Consider the following 16076-nt stretch of genomic DNA (forward strand, 5'->3'; position numbering starts at 1 on the left):
CGTATTGAAAAACCATCCGTTTTTCAAACTTTTCCTGTACTACAACCCGAGGCAAGCCTCGGGGAATTCTTTAGATTGAAATAAAATGAGTAGTACTGCATACTGCCAAAAATTCGTGATTTAAATATAATTCAGTAGATTTATATAAAATTAAAGAAAATGGAAACTATCCGAATTGACATCATAAATCCAAAGGCGAAAAAAATTCTAAAAAACTTAGCGGATTTAAACTTGATTAAGATTAATAAAGAAAATTATAAATCGGACTTCTCAGCTTTACTGAAAAAAATAAGGGAGAAAACCAATGATGAAATTACGTTAGATGAAATAACTAATCAAGTTGAGGAAGTGAGAAAATCCCGATATGAAAAGTAAGAGAATAATCCTCGATACCAATCTTTGGATTAGCTTTCTTATTTCCAAAAAATTCAGTCAGATTGATAAACTCATTGAAAATAAGAGAATTATCTTGATTTTTTCCAACGAGTTACTCGAAGAATTTATTGATGTGGTAAGTCGTCCCAAATTTAAAAAATACTTCACGAAAAAAGATATTGAAAAAATTCTCACGAATTTTGACCAATTTGGAGAATTAGTAAAAGTAACTTCTGAAATTAAAGTTTGTCGAGATCCAAAAGATAACTTTTTACTAAATTTATCAGTAGACTCAAAGGCAGATTATTTAATTACTGGAGATAAAGACTTACTGATTTTAGAAAAGATTGAAAATACATCAATTATGACTTTTTCCGAATTTATTGAACGAAACGATTAAAACTTCGACATACATAACGAATCATTTGTGAAGACGGCCAAACATAAACGTCGTGTTAACTACCCGCACTCCAAAGGAGCAAATCAATTCTTTTTTCTATTGATCCCAAGAAAAGTTAATGCTTATAAAAGCTATACAATAAACCCACTTCCTCTTGCGTGAACAATCGCTTCTTGCGAATCTTTTACCAGTAAAAAAGGAGTTTGATCATAGTTTTGCATTAACTTTTTTACATATTCCATTTTACGCTTATTATTCACACTGCGCAAATAAATCGCAAGCACACGTCCCGGAAATTGATTCGCGATTTCTATATAAATATCTCCGTCGTGCTCCCCACTATCTCCAATGAGAATAAAGCTAAGTTGAGGATACATTTTAAAAATATTAACAATCTCGTGCTGTTTCTGTGGTTTTTTGTCTTGCGGATTCTTTTTACCCGAAAAAGGCCTGGGAAAATCCCGAAGTAGAATAGGACCTTTGGGAAAATTATTATGCTGAAGAAAGAGCTCTAAATAACGGTATAAATTCCACGGACTGTGACTTACATAAAAAATAGGATTGCTTTCTTTGCCCGTGCTTCCACGGTGCAATTGATGATAAAACTCTGCCGCGCCTTTTAATGGAGTTCGATTACTCGCAGGTTTAAAAAAAGTATTGAATAACACTCGTAACTTTAAGAAAGACGTGATTCCTGTTTGTAAGATCGTATCATCAATGTCTGAAATTACGCCATATTCCGTAGTATTCTTAGGAATTAAAATTTGCCCAGGAAATCTATTTTCTGAAGTGATTTTCTTCAAAACATCTACATCATCATAAGCTACTTCATAAGAGAGCCAGCCCTCCTCGTTGCACAGTTTTGCTAAAGAGTCTGAAGGCGTTTGAATAGTAAAATAGCCGCGGTTATTGGTTTTCACTTTATATATACTATCATCTGGTAGCTTTATATTAAGTATTGTGAACTTAATTTCATCGGTTTCAAAACGTTTCCAAGAATTTACTAGAAGTTGAAACCAATTTTTAGCGTCTAAGTTGATGGATTCATCTTCTAAAGCCCTGCCTCTGGCATATAAGTGTGTATTTGTTCCGTAAGACTGAAACGTTATCACCTGCAAAGGATCTTTTTTAAAAAGTTTTAAAAACATATTTCTTTGATTAAAAATGCCAGGAGTCTGGCCATAGCCAAATTAATAGCAAGCCGAAAGCTATGGAAATTGACATCGCTATCAAAATCCATTTGGTAAATTTTTTGCTTCCTAAAGAGATCGCAATAACAACTTTAAAAGCCAAGTTAGAAATTACCGCTGTCATAATAAGCCTCCATCCTAAAGCTGCTTCAATCCCACCACCAATCATTTTAGAAAGGGATAAGGTAATCGCATCTTTGTTAGCAAGACCGCCAATGATAGAGGCTATATAAAGTCCCTCGTTTCCAAACTCTTTCTCTGTAAACGCCACTACCAATAAAATTACAGAATAAATAATTCCGAAAATAATGGCACTTTTAAATTGTGCCGGATTCTTAGGTTCGGGAAGCTCTTCATCTTTCGCATCTTTGTTGATAAAATAAAACATGCCTAAGCTTAATAAGCTCATAAAAATAAATAAAGTGATAAAAGGCAATGCAATTTCGCCTATCTTATGAGGCACAATTACCGCTATTTCTATCAAAACCCTTATTAAAGATACCGTCACGGCTACCAATATTACAAATGCTGCTAGTTTTGCACCAGTCTTTTTACCTTTGGTTTTTCTAGCAAAACTAACACTTGTAGCCGTACTACTTATAAGTCCGCCTAAGATACCATTAGAAATGAGTCCTGCTTTTTTCCCCAGCCATTTATAGATAAAGTAACCAAAGACACTTATCCCAACAATAAGGGACACCATAAGCCAAATATTCTTCGGATTAAGCACATCTAAAGGTCCGTAAGTTTCATCGGGAAGAATAGGTAGAATAACTAAGGTAATTCCTACAAAAGTCATAATTGCTGATATGTCTTTTTCTTTGAGTTTTTCTATAAATCCGTGAAGATGTTCTTTTATATAAAGCAAAATCGCCAATAAACCCCCTATCATTACTCCAATCACTTGGCTACCTACCACCAAATAAGCTCCAATAGAGAACATAATTAAAGCAGCGACCTCTGTAGTTTGACCTATAGTTGAATCTGTTGTTGTTTTAAGTTTTACCACATTAGCCATCACCAGTAAGGCGGTAATAGCAAGAGCTATGACAGGTAAAATAAAGTTATTATTAAACTCAAGACTCAAAAAAGCGGTAAGCGTTCCCAAAATGGTAATAAGAGTGAAAGTTCTAACTCCTGCCATTTTATTATTGGTAGTTTCTCGCTGAAGCCCTACCAGCAAGCCTAAACCAAATGAAATACCCAAGGTTATGATATCGTCATAATTCATAATAATCTTTCATTTCTTAACTGAAATTTAGGTATTTAAATTAATTAATAACTATCTAAATTAAAAATTATTCACACGTCACAAAGAACATCAATAGCCTGCTTAGAATTATATAGTTTAATCTATTCAAGAACAAAAATATACACAGTACAAAATGTAGGATTGTTTATAGATTCTGATTAATTTTTCTAAAAAACTAACTTTATCTGCAGTTGATCAAAGTTATGTTTACAGCTTAAATTCAAGAAGTAAAGAATACTTTTACATAAAATAACCCAAAAAACCAATCCGTAAAAAACCCTACTTTAAAGCAAAAAAAAAAGCAACACTTTTAAGTATTGCTTTTTGGAATATGAGCTGATATCAATTTATTTGATACTTACTTCTTCTATTGGCATATCACTATCTTTAAAACGCTTTACACATTCTTTAAAGATGTCTTTTGCCTCTTTAGCATCTCCCCATCCACCAACATCTACTTTTTTCTCTTCTAAATCTTTATACACTTTAAAAAAGTGCTCAATTTCTTTAATACGGTGCGCGTTAAGCTCATTTAAATCGTTGTATTTATTCCAAATGGGATCACTTACAGGCACGCAGATAATTTTCTCATCGGGTCCTTTCTCGTCTGTCATATGAAAAACACCTATTGGCTTTACTTCAATTACACAACCAGGAAAAGTAGGTTCTGTTACCAAGACCAATACATCTAAAGGATCTCCATCTAAAGCTAATGTTTCTGGAACAAAGCCATAATCTGCCGGGTACATCATAGAAGAAAAAATCATTCTATCGTAACGAAGTTTTTTTAATTGAAAATCGTATTCGTACTTATTTCTACTTCCCTTAGGAATTTCTACTAAAACATCAAATGTCATTATACTCTATTGTATTAATTATTTTAAAAAAACAAGATTGCAAATTTAAGAAATATCTTGGAATGAGGGCTTTAAATTAGAAATAAAATCCAAAGGATCCCGTAACTCCAAAACTTCTAGCGCCAGGATTATCAAAATAATTTCCACGGAAGTGTGCGTCTATACGAAATACCTTAAGAATATTCCCTACTCCAACACTGTAAGACCAGTACATTTGCTCATCTGGAGCAAACAAAACAGGATTGGAAGTTGAAGCATTCAAAAGTTGATTTGCTTCAGAAATATCACCAATTACTCCGCGCACAGATACGATTTCTCTCAAATTCCAGTCTCTGACCACAGGAATTCTACTAAAAAACCTTCCGTTAAAGTTGTGTTCTACATGAAAGCTCGCATAAGAATCGGTTACAAACTCATAATAATCTAACAAAGGAAAACTTCCATAAATAGAAAATAAACTTTGGTTACCGGGCACCACATTCAATAATCCCAGTGGAACTTCTCCATAGGTTTTTCCTACCTCAACCGTAGAAGTTAATTTTCCAAAACCACCTACTTGCCACGGCTGTCTATAGAAAAATTGCACTTTCTTATACTCGAAATCACTGTCTATAACATCTTTAACTCCTAAAGAGTAATTAAAGAATAGTTGTGCAAAATCGCCATCGTTAATCACAGTTCTTTCTACCCCGTAACCCGTTGTTTTTCTACCAGGAGAATAACTAAGACTGGTGGAAATTTCAGTTTGTTTAAGCGAATTAGAAGTTTGTGTTCGAGCTTCATCTGTGAAATAAGCTAAACTAAATTTCTTGGAAGCAGATTCTAGAGTTCGATAAGAACCTCCTATTCTAATATTAAAATTTTTAAATGGTTCTAGCTCAAAAGCTAAGGTAGATAAATTAATATTGGTTAAACTGGTGTTGGAGCCCACCGTAATCAAAGATGAGGACGCCAAACTTCTTCCCAATACATCGTTGGTATTGGTTAAGCTCGCTCCTAATTGCTCTACATCTCTTCGGTTTCCTCCAGAAATTATCAAGCGAGTTCTTCTATCTAAAAGCCACTTCCCAGCGATTCCATATTTAAATTTATCGTCTTTAAAGCCGTAAGCTGTGTATCCTTCAATTCGCCAAGGATCATTTCTGCCAAAATAAGTTCTTCCTCCTACGCGCACGCGCACTCCTTCTACATCATTAAAACCAAACGTAGAAAATATGGGTCCAAAATCAAAACCGTCAAACTCTACATAACCCGAAGCCAAAACACTTCCTATATTATATAGTCTCTTAAATGCCTTTACAGTTTGTAAAGTATCTAACATAGTATAGACTTGCTGTTCGTCTTTATTAAGATTTTCAAGCCTATTGTTTTCCCAAAAAGTAGAATCCCGATCATATACATATTCTTGATATGGATCTGCGCGCTGATTGTAGAAAGCAGAACCTTTCTCAATGTCAAATTTATATTCATCGTAGAGGGTGGTTCTTTTTCCGTAGACACCTCGAGATTCTTCCTTCTTATTGAACGCAAAATCAGACATAAAATGATCTCTAGTGATTAGAAAAACAGAATCATTTAATACATCAAAATCTTGCTCAATATAAATCTCTTTTACCCAGTTAATGTTGGCGCTTTTGGTCACCTGAAGCTTTATTTTTTTAATCGCCCAAGTAGTATCATTTACCCAAAAATCTCCTTTAAAAGTAAGTTCATTTTTACGTCTAGGATAATACACAATTTTATAACACCATTTATTATCAATAAAAGTACTATCTGCCAACACATAATTATAATTATCAACTCCTGTAGTACTTAACGGACTCACAAAGCTTTTATCAAAAAACTGCAAGTAATTATCGTACACATTATATTCTGAATAGAGGTCTTTTATAAAAGCAATCAACGTCTGATTATCGCTAAACCCTGAATTTTTATTTCCTAGAAGAACCTCTTTTTCCTTATTCAGATTATTGTCACCATAAACTTTAGAAACGGCTTCATTAATAAAAATGGGTAAGTAGGTTTTTCCTGTTACGCTATTGGTATCGGTTTGATCAAAAATAAACTCCATCCCTTTAAAAAGTCTACTATTTACCAGCGCACTATCAATGGTATTGAGATCAAATTCTTGCTTTTCGTATTTCTTAAACTGGTATTGATCAAATTTATTTACTCCGTTTTCTCTTCTATTCTCCCAAATTTTCTTCAGGATATCAATAGCGGGATTATTTTTCTTGGAAGTTTTACCTTGGTATATCACTACTTCAGAAAGTGCGTTCTCTTCTTCCTCTAAAATGATTTCCATCTTATACGTTGTAGAACTTTCTAGGTCTACTGTTTTAGACTGAAAGCCAATAAATGAAAATACAACACGCTCGTAACTGTTATCTGATTGAATGTAAAAGCTACCGTCATCATTGGTAATGGTTCCTTCTGAAGAATTTGCAAAAACCACATTTACGAAAGGAATTGCTTCTCCATTGGTATCTTTAACGTAGCCGCCAATTTTGGTTTGAGCGAAACCAACAGAACCTAAGAAGAATAGAATGAGAAGTAAAAAGTTTATTTTCATAAATAAAAAAAGCCTTATCGATAGGATAAGGCGTCAAATATAAGTGTTAAATTCTATTTATACAGCACCTTTTTTACAGCTTTAACAACATCTTCACTATTTGGCAACCACTCCTTTAGCAAAACTGGTGAATAGGGAGCAGGCGTATCTGCAGTATTAATTTTAAGTATAGGGGCATCTAAATAATCAAAGGCTTGCTGTTGCACTTGGTAAGAAAGCTCTGTAGAAACGTTCCCAAAAGGCCAAGCTTCTTCTAATATCACCAATCTATTGGTTTTCTTTACGGAAGTGATTACAGTTTCATAGTCTAATGGTCTTACCGTTCGTAAATCGATAATTTCACAAGAAATATCTTCTTCTTCTAATTTTTCCGCGGCAGCGTAAGCTTCTTTAATAATTTTTCCAAAAGAAACAATCGTTACATCGTCTCCTTCTCTCTTTATATCTGCTTTTCCAATAGGAATGGTATATTCTTCCTCTGGCACTTCTCCTTTATCTCCATACATTTGCTCACTCTCCATAAAAATAACAGGATCGTCATCTCTAATAGCCGATTTTAAAAGTCCTTTCGCATCATAAGGATTGGAAGGAACTATTACTTTTAAACCAGGACAGTTGGCGTACCAGCTTTCAAAAGCTTGTGAATGGGTTGCTCCTAATTGACCTGCCGAAGCTGTTGGTCCTCTAAATACAATAGGACAATTAAACTGCCCACCAGACATTTGTCTAATTTTAGCAGCGTTATTTATGATTTGATCTATTCCTACTAAAGAGAAATTAAATGTCATAAACTCTACGATAGGACGAGTTCCCACTAAGGTAGAACCCACTCCAATACCACTAAATCCAGCTTCAGATATAGGGGTATCTATCACCCTTTCTGGTCCAAACTCATCTAACATGCCTTTAGATGCTTTGTAAGCTCCATTATATTCAGCAACTTCTTCTCCCATTAAATAAACGGCTTCGTCTTGACGCATTTCTTCGCTCATAGCTTCGCAAACCGCCTCTCTAAATTGAATTGTCCTCATGATAATTGTTGTCTATAATTTTTAACCAACGCAAAAGTAAACATTCGCATGCCTAAATACTATAACTTTTCAGGAAAAAATTATTATGCAAGCATAGTATTTTTAAGTATATTTTCTTATCTTCGCAATACATTTTTTTAAACTTTACAAAAAAAACTATAGAACACATGAAAATATTAGTCTGTATAAGTCACGTACCAGATACCACATCTAAGATAAATTTCACAGATGGGGATACCAAATTTGACACTAATGGCGTTCAGTTTGTAATTAACCCTAACGATGAGTTTGGACTAACTCGCGCTATGTGGTTCAAAGAAAAACAAGGAGCGAGTGTAGATGTTGTTAACGTTGGTGAAGCTGAAACTGAACCTACCTTAAGAAAAGCACTTGCAATTGGAGCAGATAATGCTATTAGAGTAAATACCAAAGCTAAAGATGGTTTTCAAGTAGCTAAAGAATTAGCAAAAGTAGCCAAAGATGGAGCATACGATTTAATCATCGCAGGGAGAGAATCTATTGATTACAATGGAGGAATGGTACCAGGAATGATGGCGAAAATAATGGATGCTAATTTTGTAAATACCTGTGTGAGCCTAGAAGTAGACGGCGATAAAGCTACTGCAATTAGAGAAATTGACGGTGGTAAAGAAACCCTTACTGCGAGTTTACCACTGGTTATAGGAGGTCAAAAAGGATTGGTGGAAGAAAGCGATCTTAAAATCCCAAATATGCGAGGAATTATGATGGCCAGAAAGAAACCCTTAAATGTGGTTGAGCCTGCAAGCGCCGACACCTATACTACTTCAGAAAAATTTGAAAAACCTGCACCTAAGGGAGATATAAAATTAATTGAGGAAGACAATCTTGACAAATTAATTGATTTATTGCACAATGAAGCAAAAGTTATTTAAGCTTAAAAGTGCATTATTTCAATTCAGTTTATAAACTTTAAAAATAAAAAAACATGTCAGTTTTAGTATATATAGAATCCGAAAACGGAAAATTTAAAAAAGCCTCTTATGAAGCCGCTTCTTATGCCAAAGGAGTTGCAGATCAAATGGGTACAAGTGTTACCGCCATAAGTATTAATGCAGAAGATAATGCTTCCTTAGGAACGTATGGAGTTTCTAAAGTATTAAATGTATCTAGCGATAAGTTAGCTAAATTTAATGCTGAAGCTTACGCAGATGCAATTGCACAAGCGGCAAAAAATGAGGGTTCTAAAGTAGTTGTCTTAGGGCAAACTGCGAATGATAAGTATATCGCTCCAATTTTGGCGGTAGATTTAGAAGCAGGTTACGCTTCTAATGTAGTAGAATTACCTGCTAGCACAGAGCCTTTTCAAGTAAAAAGAACTGCTTTTACCAATAAAGCATTCAATTTTACCAACATTTCTACAGATGTAAAATTGATAGGAGTATCTAAAAATGCTTACGGATTAAAAGAAAACAATACCGATGCAACAATAGAAGACTTCTCCCCTTCTTTAGCCGAAGGAGATTTTACGGTAAATGTACAATCTGTAGACAAAGCTACAGACAAAGTAACTATTGCAGATGCAGAAATTGTTGTATCTGGTGGTAGAGGCTTAAAAGGACCTGAAAACTGGGGAATGATTGAAGATCTCGCCGAAGTTCTTGGAGCAGCAACTGCTTGTTCTAAACCGGTGAGTGATATGGGATGGAGACCACACGGGGAACACGTGGGACAAACAGGAAAACCTGTAGCTTCAAACTTGTACATTGCGGTAGGAATCTCTGGTGCTATACAGCATTTAGCAGGGATTAGTGCTTCCAAAACCAAAGTAGTGATCAATAATGATCCAGAAGCTCCCTTTTTTAAGGCTGCAGACTATGGAGTTGTAGGTGATGCTTTTGAAATTGTACCTAAACTTACAGAAAAATTAAAGGAATTTAAGGCGAATAACGCATAATTTTTATAAATTGTGCCCTGATTTAAAGGGCGGTCTAAATATGCTATGTCCTTATTTAGACCGCTTTTTTATTTATTATTTTTTGAGGTATGAATTTAGTGCGTTTAACTATTAAAGGAATTTCTTATAGCCAAACCCAAAATGGTGCTTATGCTTTATTGCTAAGTGAAATGGATGGTAAAAGACAGCTCCCTATAGTCATTGGAGCGTTTGAGGCACAATCTATTGCTATTGCTCTAGAGAAAGACATAAGACCACCACGACCTTTAACGCACGATTTATTCAAAAGTTTTTCAGATCGGTTTTCTATAAAAGTAAAGCAGGTAATTATCCACAAACTGGTAGATGGTGTTTTTTACTCTAGTCTTATATGCGAACGCGATAAAATTGAAGAAATTATAGATGCACGAACTAGCGACGCAATTGCCTTAGCTTTAAGGTTTAAAGCTCCTATTTTTACCTATCAAAATATACTCGAAAAAGCAGGAATTTATCTTAAGACAGAAGAGGATGATAATCATGACGAAGATCCTTTACAAGATGCAGAACTTATGATTAATCCAGATCTGGAAAAAGACAGTAACATAGAAGATGTTACGCCAGAAAGCGCTGCACCTAAAAAATCTATTCAACAATTAGAAAAAGAATTAGATAAAGCGGTAAAGAAAGAGGATTATGAAGAGGCAGCGCGATTAAGAGATGAGATTTCAAAAAGAAAATAATTTCATGAAAATACAATTACAAATTATTTTCTTGTTTTTTATATGGGGCTTAAGTTTTACAAACGCTCAAAGTATAGAAAAAGATTGGAAAATTAGCGATAATCAAAATACACCAGTAGATTTTGAGCAACTTCACCTAGAAAGCGGTGTTTTTCAATACCGTTTAAAAAGTGAAGATAGCATCTCTGCTAAAGGAGATTACCTGTTACAGAATAAACTTTTACTGTTTTATTACGATCAGCCGCAGGATAGCATTCGGAAATTTAAAATTTCTGCCCTCACAGATTCTACGCTAACGTTGATGGAGAACGACAAAAAAATACAGCTTTCTCAAGTAAATTCTGTTGCTAAACAAACACTTCTTACCCCTACTAAAAATATTATTAAAAGTAAAGGTTTTACGTTTCAAAGTTTTTGGCGGGGAGCCTTAGGTATGTTCTCCTTACTCTTAATTGCTTTCCTTTTAAGTAGCAATAGAAAAGCCATTAATTGGAAGACTGTTGGAGTTGGTTTAGGTGCTCAACTTTTATTGGCTTACGGAGTTCTACAGGTGTATTGGGTACAAGTTGCTTTTGAATTTATTGGAAAAATATTTGTGAAAATATTAGACTTTACCGCTGCAGGAAGTGAATTTCTTCTTGGCGGAATGATGGATGTAGAAAGCTTTGGCTTTATATTTCTTTTTCAGGTTTTACCTACTGTGATTTTCTTTTCGGCTTTAACCTCTATACTTTTTTATTTAGGAGTAATTCAGGTGGTCGTTAAAGGTTTAGCTTGGGTGCTTACCAAACTCATGGGAATTTCTGGTGCAGAGAGTTTAAGTGTTGCAGGAAACATTTTTTTAGGACAAACCGAAGCTCCTCTTATGATTAAAGCTTACTTAGAGCGCATGACCAAATCTGAGATTCTTTTGGTAATGATTGGCGGGATGGCTACCGTTGCCGGTGGGGTTTTAGCGGCCTATATTGGTTTTCTAGGTGGAGACGATCCTGTGGTACGTTTAGAATTTGCAAAACATTTATTAGCAGCTTCTGTAATGGCAGCCCCTGGAGCTATTATTATTTCGAAAATATTATATCCTCAACAAGAAAAAATCAATACCAATGTAGCGGTTTCTGAAGAAAAAATTGGAACCAATATCTTAGATGCTATTGCTAATGGAACCACAGAAGGTCTCAAACTCGCTGCCAATGTGGGTGCCATGTTGTTGGTTTTTGTGGCCTTAATCGCGATGATCAACTATGGCTTTGGAAAAATTGGAGAATGGACACATATCAATCCGTTTTTAGCAGCGAATACTCCGTATAAAAGTTTTTCTATAGAAGCAATTCTAGGAACTGTTTTTTCTCCACTAATGTGGTTGGTGGGTGTTGCTACGGAAGATATTATGCTTATGGGACAACTCTTAGGAATTAAATTAGCAGCAAGTGAATTTGTAGGTTACATTCAGTTGGCCGAATTAAAAAATCCTGCAACTGCCTTAAGTCTTACTTACGAGAAGTCTATTATTATGGCGACTTATATGCTTTGCGGTTTTGCGAACTTTGCATCTATTGGGATTCAGCTAGGCGGTATTGGCTCATTAGCTCCTGGCCAGCGTAAAACCCTTTCGCAATTTGGTTTAAAAGCTGTGATTGGAGGAACTTTAGCTTCGTTACTTTCGGCAACCATTGCCGGGATGATTATTGGGTAGGTTCTTAATTTTAAAATGAAAAATAGCTTTCTTATCATTTTTTAACTCAACTATAATCCTATGATCCAATTTATAATAAAGGTATTCAAATGGATTGGAAAAATTTTAGTCGGACTTATAATTTTATTACTCTTATCTGGATTGCTTTTTAGGATATTTAGTTCAGAACCTGTTCCTCCAGGAAAATTAGTTGATGTGGATGGAACTAAACTTCATATAATAGCAGAAGGTGACAAAAATGAATTACCAACGCTTATTCTTGAAGCTGGTGCTGGTAGCAGCACAGATATGTTGCATTGGGTTGCGAAAGGATTAAAAAATAACTTAAGAGTTATACGTTACGATAGAGAAGTAAAATGGTTTAGCGAATCCAGTGAAAACAATCCTTCCCCAGAGTTTTATGCTCATCAATTGCACCAATTACTAGAAAAAAATGGTGAAAAACCACCTTACATCTTAGTGGGGCATTCTATGGGCGGACCTTATAACCAAATATTTAGAGACTTGTATCCCAACGAAGTTAAAGGAATGGTATTTTTAGATTCGAGTCATCCTGAACAATGGAAGCGACTCGCACAAAAAGAGCTGTTTAATGAAAATCAAATCCTGTTTATTAAAGCTATTGCCATCCTTGGAGATCTAGGAATAATAGGAGCTTACCATACATTATTTAAATCTGAACCTGCTAATGATGGCTTACCCAAAGCTTGTCATATACGTTCGCAAAATCTTACTGCGTATTCGGGGGAAGGTTTTTCGTAAGTACATCAAGGAGAATGACATTAATCAAGAAATTCTTCTTAGAGCAGGGCAAAGCAAAAGTTTAGATTCTTTACCCGTATTGGTTTTTACGGCAACTGTACAGTATAGAGAAGCTCAAAAAGAAAAGTATAGAAGCGAAGGAATAGATCCAAACGAACAAGTTAGGAAATGGTTTAAGATGCAGAAAGAACTAAAAGAATTATCTACTGAAGGAGAACAATTTATAATGGAAGCTAATCACGGTTCTATAATTACAAAAAAAGAAAATGCAGAAATAATTAATGATGAGATTCTTTTGATGGCCAAAGCAATTGATGAGTAAGATGTAAAATAAGACTTGCCAGAGCATTCAACTTAGAGTGAACTGATTCCTCCATCTAAGCAAGATTTTAGAAACCTCTTAATTGTGTAGTGTAAAAAATAGAAGCAGTAAGTAAAAACCTATTACTATCACAAAATTTTAAACATGTAACTTTTTAAATCTTATTCTAAAGTTTGCGTTAGGGATTGAGGCTTTATTTGAGCTCTTTTTAGATTACTGCTTGCGCAGGAATTTAAAAAAGCGAGTGCCGAAAGCCCGCCAGAGGGCTTAAAAGCCCGATGGAACGCCCAAATATAATTTAAGGTTGCGCTAAAAAATGTACTGGAATTTTGAACTTTATGTTGACATGGTCTCTAACTTTTACAAATCCTAAAGCTTTGGTTGGCGGTTCTAACCCATAATTATCTAAAGAAATTACTTGGCTGCCTATATAGAAAGCCTGCTTGTCTTCTATAATTTTTACTAAATTCACCTCATATTTATGCAAAATCTCCTTAATTCTAATAGCAATTTTTACGCTAAGAGCTTTTGAATTGATGGATTGAGGTTCTAAAAACAATTGAATTTCGGGAAATTTATCGGCTTCAAAAAGCTTTAAAAGATCGCGCTCCATCATTTTTTTAGGACAATCAAAATTGGCTACTGGTATTAATATTTCGTGATAAGATTCATATTTGCTTAAATGTTCTCTACTTAAACCTTTACACTCGCAGCTAAACTGGTTGACGTTAGTTGTTACCTCTACCACCACTTCTGCTTGTGCTCCAATTTTTTGAAATCCTAGGCTCAAAAATAGTATTACAAAGAAAAAAAAGTTTGCTTTCATAGGTTATGAGTTTAGTTAAAAAGCAAAAGCAGCACGACTCTTATCATCGTACTGCTTACTATTAAAATAATCGGTTTAAAATGAAATTACGGCTTCTAACATAGCGCCATCAAATTTACCTTCATTTAAAATACTGGTAGCTCCAAAGTCATTATAATTCTGAATTACATATTCTGCTTTTAGTAAAATATTTTTGGTCATAAACCATCCTGCAGCAAATTGTATTCTATCTATAGTTACATCTTCGCCCGATATATCTTCGGCATCTACCAAATTATATCTTCCGCCAACATATATATTCTCTTCAGCTCCAAATCTATAAATAAGCTCTCCCGCATATTGGTTAACCGTTCTTTCATCCAATTCTGTATCTGCTTTTCCTTTTGCCATTTCTATAGTTCCAAAAAACTCTAATCCGCCATATTTTACAAAAGGATTAATCATTACCGCTGTAATTTTATTGGCTAGCGCTGGATTGTAACGAGAAGCTCTAAAATCGTCTCCTGTAGCTGCTGCATCTTGCATTAGACCGTAATACCTAGCTCCTGCTCTATCTGCATTGTATAGATAAGAGTTAGGTACGTAACCGGTATTGTACAAAGATCCTGTTAATCTTAAACGTAAATCATTATTGATTTGCTTATCGTAACCTAGTTTAGCTAAGAAAGAGGCGCCACCAGATCTACCAAATTCATTTTCTTCTACAGACTGGTTTAATTTTCCGTTGGTAAACCCAAGCATACCTATAAAGCCACTTCTTCTATAATATACCTCTGCCCCAACTTCTGTTGTAAAAGCATCCATAATTAAGTTTCCTACGAAAGGGTTATAGAGCGCTTGTGCATTATCTGATCTTCTAAAATGAGCATCACCATAGTTGTTTTCCATATGTCCAACTTTTATGGTTGTGTAGTTCATAATTTCTTCCAAAAAGCCTTCGCTTACAAAATCTAGCTTATCAATGAGCAAATAGCCACCCTTTACATAAGGTTCGTTATGATGGCGTGAAGACAGGTAGGTACGCAAGTGCATTCTTATTCCATCATAAAGCTCTACGTCTAAATCTAAATTTGCCGTTGCCAAGTTAAAATTATTTCCCGCAGATTTAATTTCGTAGCCTGCAAGATTAGCATTTTCATTGTCTATGGCTTGGTATTGAAGCGCAAAAGAACCTCCCACTCTTACTTTTACACCATTAAATGTACTCGCGGTATCTTTTGGAGACTCAAAAACGTTGACTCCTCTTTGATCTGGATATTTAAAATTATCTAAATCGCGATTAAAATTTATTTCTTGTGCTTGAATAGAGGTAGCCATAAAAGTTATCAAGGCTAAAACTAAATACTTACTAAACTTTGTCATCTTTTATTTATTTTACTATTTTTTAAGTTGAATGTTGTAATGAATCACTACAGCGGCACCTGTTTTTATGGTTCCAAAAACAGCAGTTGGAGGATCTATATCAAAATCCGTTAAGTTAAATTCTTTAGATCCTGAAAGTATCATTTTATCGTTTTCATAAATTAAATTAACCTTAGTTGAAAACTTTTTTGATTTCCCTGCTACGCTCATGACTCCAGAAAATGTGGCAGAATTGTTATGGATTACTACACTTGTTCCTTCATAAGAAATTGTTGGGTAATCATCTTCTTGAAGCGCCTTGTACGTTTTTTTATCCATACCAGATTTTCCACTCTTTATAGACTTTACATTCAATTGAAAATTAAAATTTTCTACACTTTTTATTTGATTGTTCTCTACGTTAGCAGACACATTTCCTTTAAAGGTTTCTACTTTACTTTCCCAATCATGTAAAGAAGAAGTTCCAGAAATACTTAATTTAGAACTTGCAGGCTCAACAACAAACTCTTGAGCGACTACAAATTGCATAGTTATACATAATGCGATGACCATTAATATTTTCATCATAGCTAGTTTTTATTGATTTATACTTCAAATTTACAATGTATATATAGCCTTTATGATGATATAAGTCATCTTTAGTCTAAAGGTTTAATACCTTAAAGTTTTTAAGCTTGTGAACACAGATTTAACGCTATAGTCTTAGGGTATAGTTTTTAAAATCATACTTTTGTGCTTAACTCAACATCTTTATTGATTTCTTATTTTTATAGATC

16 protein-coding genes are annotated in these 16076 nt (G+C 34.5%); 8 read left to right on the forward strand and 8 right to left on the reverse strand.

The genetic code is table 11. The features are described 5' to 3' along the window. Nucleotides 1-159 precede the first annotated feature (159 nt). Both RLT85_RS14150 and RLT85_RS14155 read left to right on the forward strand, forming a co-directional pair. Entirely contained in the window at nt 160-375 is a 216-nt protein-coding gene (locus tag RLT85_RS14150; protein WP_311402698.1) for a hypothetical protein, read from the forward strand. After that, nucleotides 365-775, forward strand: coding sequence for a putative toxin-antitoxin system toxin component, PIN family (locus RLT85_RS14155; protein ID WP_311402699.1), 411 nt, complete (start codon nt 365-367; stop codon nt 773-775). Before RLT85_RS14150 ends, RLT85_RS14155 begins: the two co-directional genes overlap by 11 nt. 131 nt (nt 776-906) lie before the next feature. Here RLT85_RS14155 and RLT85_RS14160 read toward each other — a convergent pair whose 3' ends face one another. From RLT85_RS14160 to RLT85_RS14180, 5 genes are all read right to left on the reverse strand, one after another. After that, the gene (locus RLT85_RS14160) at nt 907-1923 is read right to left on the reverse strand and encodes an App1 family protein phosphatidate phosphatase (protein ID WP_311402700.1); all 1017 of its coding nucleotides are present in this window, start codon (nt 1921-1923) and stop codon (nt 907-909) included. 10 nt (nt 1924-1933) lie between these two features. After that, on the reverse strand, nt 1934-3196 hold the full coding sequence (locus RLT85_RS14165) for an MgtC/SapB family protein (protein ID WP_311402701.1): 1263 nt from the start codon (nt 3194-3196) through the stop codon (nt 1934-1936). A gap of 368 nt (nt 3197-3564) precedes the next feature. Further along, a complete protein-coding gene (locus tag RLT85_RS14170; RefSeq protein WP_311402702.1) occupies nt 3565-4074 on the reverse strand; it encodes an inorganic diphosphatase in 510 nt (169 codons plus the stop codon). Between the two features lie 76 nt (nt 4075-4150). After that, the gene (locus RLT85_RS14175; RefSeq protein WP_311402703.1) at nt 4151-6646 is read right to left on the reverse strand and encodes a DUF5686 and carboxypeptidase-like regulatory domain-containing protein; all 2496 of its coding nucleotides are present in this window, start codon (nt 6644-6646) and stop codon (nt 4151-4153) included. A 53-nt stretch (nt 6647-6699) separates the two neighbouring features. Beyond that, the gene (locus RLT85_RS14180) at nt 6700-7677 is read right to left on the reverse strand and encodes a pyruvate dehydrogenase complex E1 component subunit beta (RefSeq protein ID WP_311402704.1); all 978 of its coding nucleotides are present in this window, start codon (nt 7675-7677) and stop codon (nt 6700-6702) included. 167 nt (nt 7678-7844) lie between these two features. On the opposite strand from RLT85_RS14180, the gene RLT85_RS14185 reads away from it, so the two are divergent. The 6 genes from RLT85_RS14185 to RLT85_RS14210 all read left to right on the forward strand — a co-directional run bounded on the left by RLT85_RS14185 (nt 7845) and on the right by RLT85_RS14210 (nt 13112). Continuing rightward, complete coding sequence (locus RLT85_RS14185) at nt 7845-8591, forward strand: electron transfer flavoprotein subunit beta/FixA family protein (protein ID WP_311402705.1); 747 nt, start codon at nt 7845-7847, stop codon at nt 8589-8591. Between the two features lie 53 nt (nt 8592-8644). Further along, nucleotides 8645-9613: an electron transfer flavoprotein subunit alpha/FixB family protein gene (locus RLT85_RS14190; protein WP_311402706.1), complete on the forward strand. Its 969-nt coding sequence runs from the start codon at nt 8645-8647 to the stop codon at nt 9611-9613. 89 nt (nt 9614-9702) lie between these two features. Then, on the forward strand, nt 9703-10335 hold the full coding sequence (locus RLT85_RS14195) for a bifunctional nuclease family protein (RefSeq protein WP_311402707.1): 633 nt from the start codon (nt 9703-9705) through the stop codon (nt 10333-10335). Between the two features lie 4 nt (nt 10336-10339). Next, on the forward strand, nt 10340-12028 hold the full coding sequence (locus RLT85_RS14200) for a NupC/NupG family nucleoside CNT transporter (protein WP_311402708.1): 1689 nt from the start codon (nt 10340-10342) through the stop codon (nt 12026-12028). Nucleotides 12029-12088: 60 nt separating this feature from the next. Further along, the gene (locus RLT85_RS14205; protein ID WP_311402709.1) at nt 12089-12790 is read left to right on the forward strand and encodes an alpha/beta fold hydrolase; all 702 of its coding nucleotides are present in this window, start codon (nt 12089-12091) and stop codon (nt 12788-12790) included. Then, nucleotides 12720-13112 (forward strand): hypothetical protein, encoded by a 393-nt coding sequence (locus tag RLT85_RS14210; protein WP_311402710.1) that lies wholly within the window; start codon nt 12720-12722, stop codon nt 13110-13112. The genes RLT85_RS14205 and RLT85_RS14210 overlap by 71 nt, the downstream gene beginning before the upstream one ends. 298 nt (nt 13113-13410) lie before the next feature. Here RLT85_RS14210 and RLT85_RS14215 read toward each other — a convergent pair whose 3' ends face one another. The 3 genes from RLT85_RS14215 to RLT85_RS14225 all read right to left on the reverse strand — a co-directional run bounded on the left by RLT85_RS14215 (nt 13411) and on the right by RLT85_RS14225 (nt 15867). After that, entirely contained in the window at nt 13411-13938 is a 528-nt protein-coding gene (locus RLT85_RS14215; RefSeq protein ID WP_311402711.1) for a YceI family protein, read from the reverse strand. Nucleotides 13939-14013: 75 nt separating this feature from the next. Beyond that, complete coding sequence (locus tag RLT85_RS14220) at nt 14014-15300, reverse strand: hypothetical protein (RefSeq protein WP_311402712.1); 1287 nt, start codon at nt 15298-15300, stop codon at nt 14014-14016. Nucleotides 15301-15315: 15 nt separating this feature from the next. Further along, a complete protein-coding gene (locus tag RLT85_RS14225) occupies nt 15316-15867 on the reverse strand; it encodes a YceI family protein (protein ID WP_311402713.1) in 552 nt (183 codons plus the stop codon). Between the last annotated feature and the right edge of the window lie 209 nt (nt 15868-16076).

The sequence above is a fragment of the Mesonia ostreae genome (assembly GCF_031845265.1).
Taxonomy (GTDB): Bacteria; Bacteroidota; Bacteroidia; order Flavobacteriales; family Flavobacteriaceae; genus Mesonia; species Mesonia ostreae.

Excerpts from the sequence above, each read along its gene's own strand:
- RLT85_RS14160 (WP_311402700.1), bottom strand. The coding sequence starts at position 1,923 with ATGTTTTTAAAACTTTTTAAAAAAGATCCTTTGCAGGTGATAACGTTT.
- RLT85_RS14210 (WP_311402710.1), top strand. The coding sequence starts at position 12,720 with ATGGCTTACCCAAAGCTTGTCATATACGTTCGCAAAATCTTACTGCGT.
- RLT85_RS14175 (WP_311402703.1), bottom strand. The coding sequence starts at position 6,646 with ATGAAAATAAACTTTTTACTTCTCATTCTATTCTTCTTAGGTTCTGTT.
- RLT85_RS14180 (WP_311402704.1), bottom strand. The coding sequence starts at position 7,677 with ATGAGGACAATTCAATTTAGAGAGGCGGTTTGCGAAGCTATGAGCGAA.
- RLT85_RS14215 (WP_311402711.1), bottom strand. The coding sequence starts at position 13,938 with ATGAAAGCAAACTTTTTTTTCTTTGTAATACTATTTTTGAGCCTAGGA.
- RLT85_RS14170 (WP_311402702.1), bottom strand. The coding sequence starts at position 4,074 with ATGACATTTGATGTTTTAGTAGAAATTCCTAAGGGAAGTAGAAATAAG.
- RLT85_RS14200 (WP_311402708.1), top strand. The coding sequence starts at position 10,340 with ATGAAAATACAATTACAAATTATTTTCTTGTTTTTTATATGGGGCTTA.
- RLT85_RS14225 (WP_311402713.1), bottom strand. The coding sequence starts at position 15,867 with ATGATGAAAATATTAATGGTCATCGCATTATGTATAACTATGCAATTT.
- RLT85_RS14190 (WP_311402706.1), top strand. The coding sequence starts at position 8,645 with ATGTCAGTTTTAGTATATATAGAATCCGAAAACGGAAAATTTAAAAAA.
- RLT85_RS14165 (WP_311402701.1), bottom strand. The coding sequence starts at position 3,196 with ATGAATTATGACGATATCATAACCTTGGGTATTTCATTTGGTTTAGGC.
- RLT85_RS14195 (WP_311402707.1), top strand. The coding sequence starts at position 9,703 with ATGAATTTAGTGCGTTTAACTATTAAAGGAATTTCTTATAGCCAAACC.
- RLT85_RS14185 (WP_311402705.1), top strand. The coding sequence starts at position 7,845 with ATGAAAATATTAGTCTGTATAAGTCACGTACCAGATACCACATCTAAG.
- RLT85_RS14150 (WP_311402698.1), top strand. The coding sequence starts at position 160 with ATGGAAACTATCCGAATTGACATCATAAATCCAAAGGCGAAAAAAATT.
- RLT85_RS14155 (WP_311402699.1), top strand. The coding sequence starts at position 365 with ATGAAAAGTAAGAGAATAATCCTCGATACCAATCTTTGGATTAGCTTT.
- RLT85_RS14220 (WP_311402712.1), bottom strand. The coding sequence starts at position 15,300 with ATGACAAAGTTTAGTAAGTATTTAGTTTTAGCCTTGATAACTTTTATG.
- RLT85_RS14205 (WP_311402709.1), top strand. The coding sequence starts at position 12,089 with ATGATCCAATTTATAATAAAGGTATTCAAATGGATTGGAAAAATTTTA.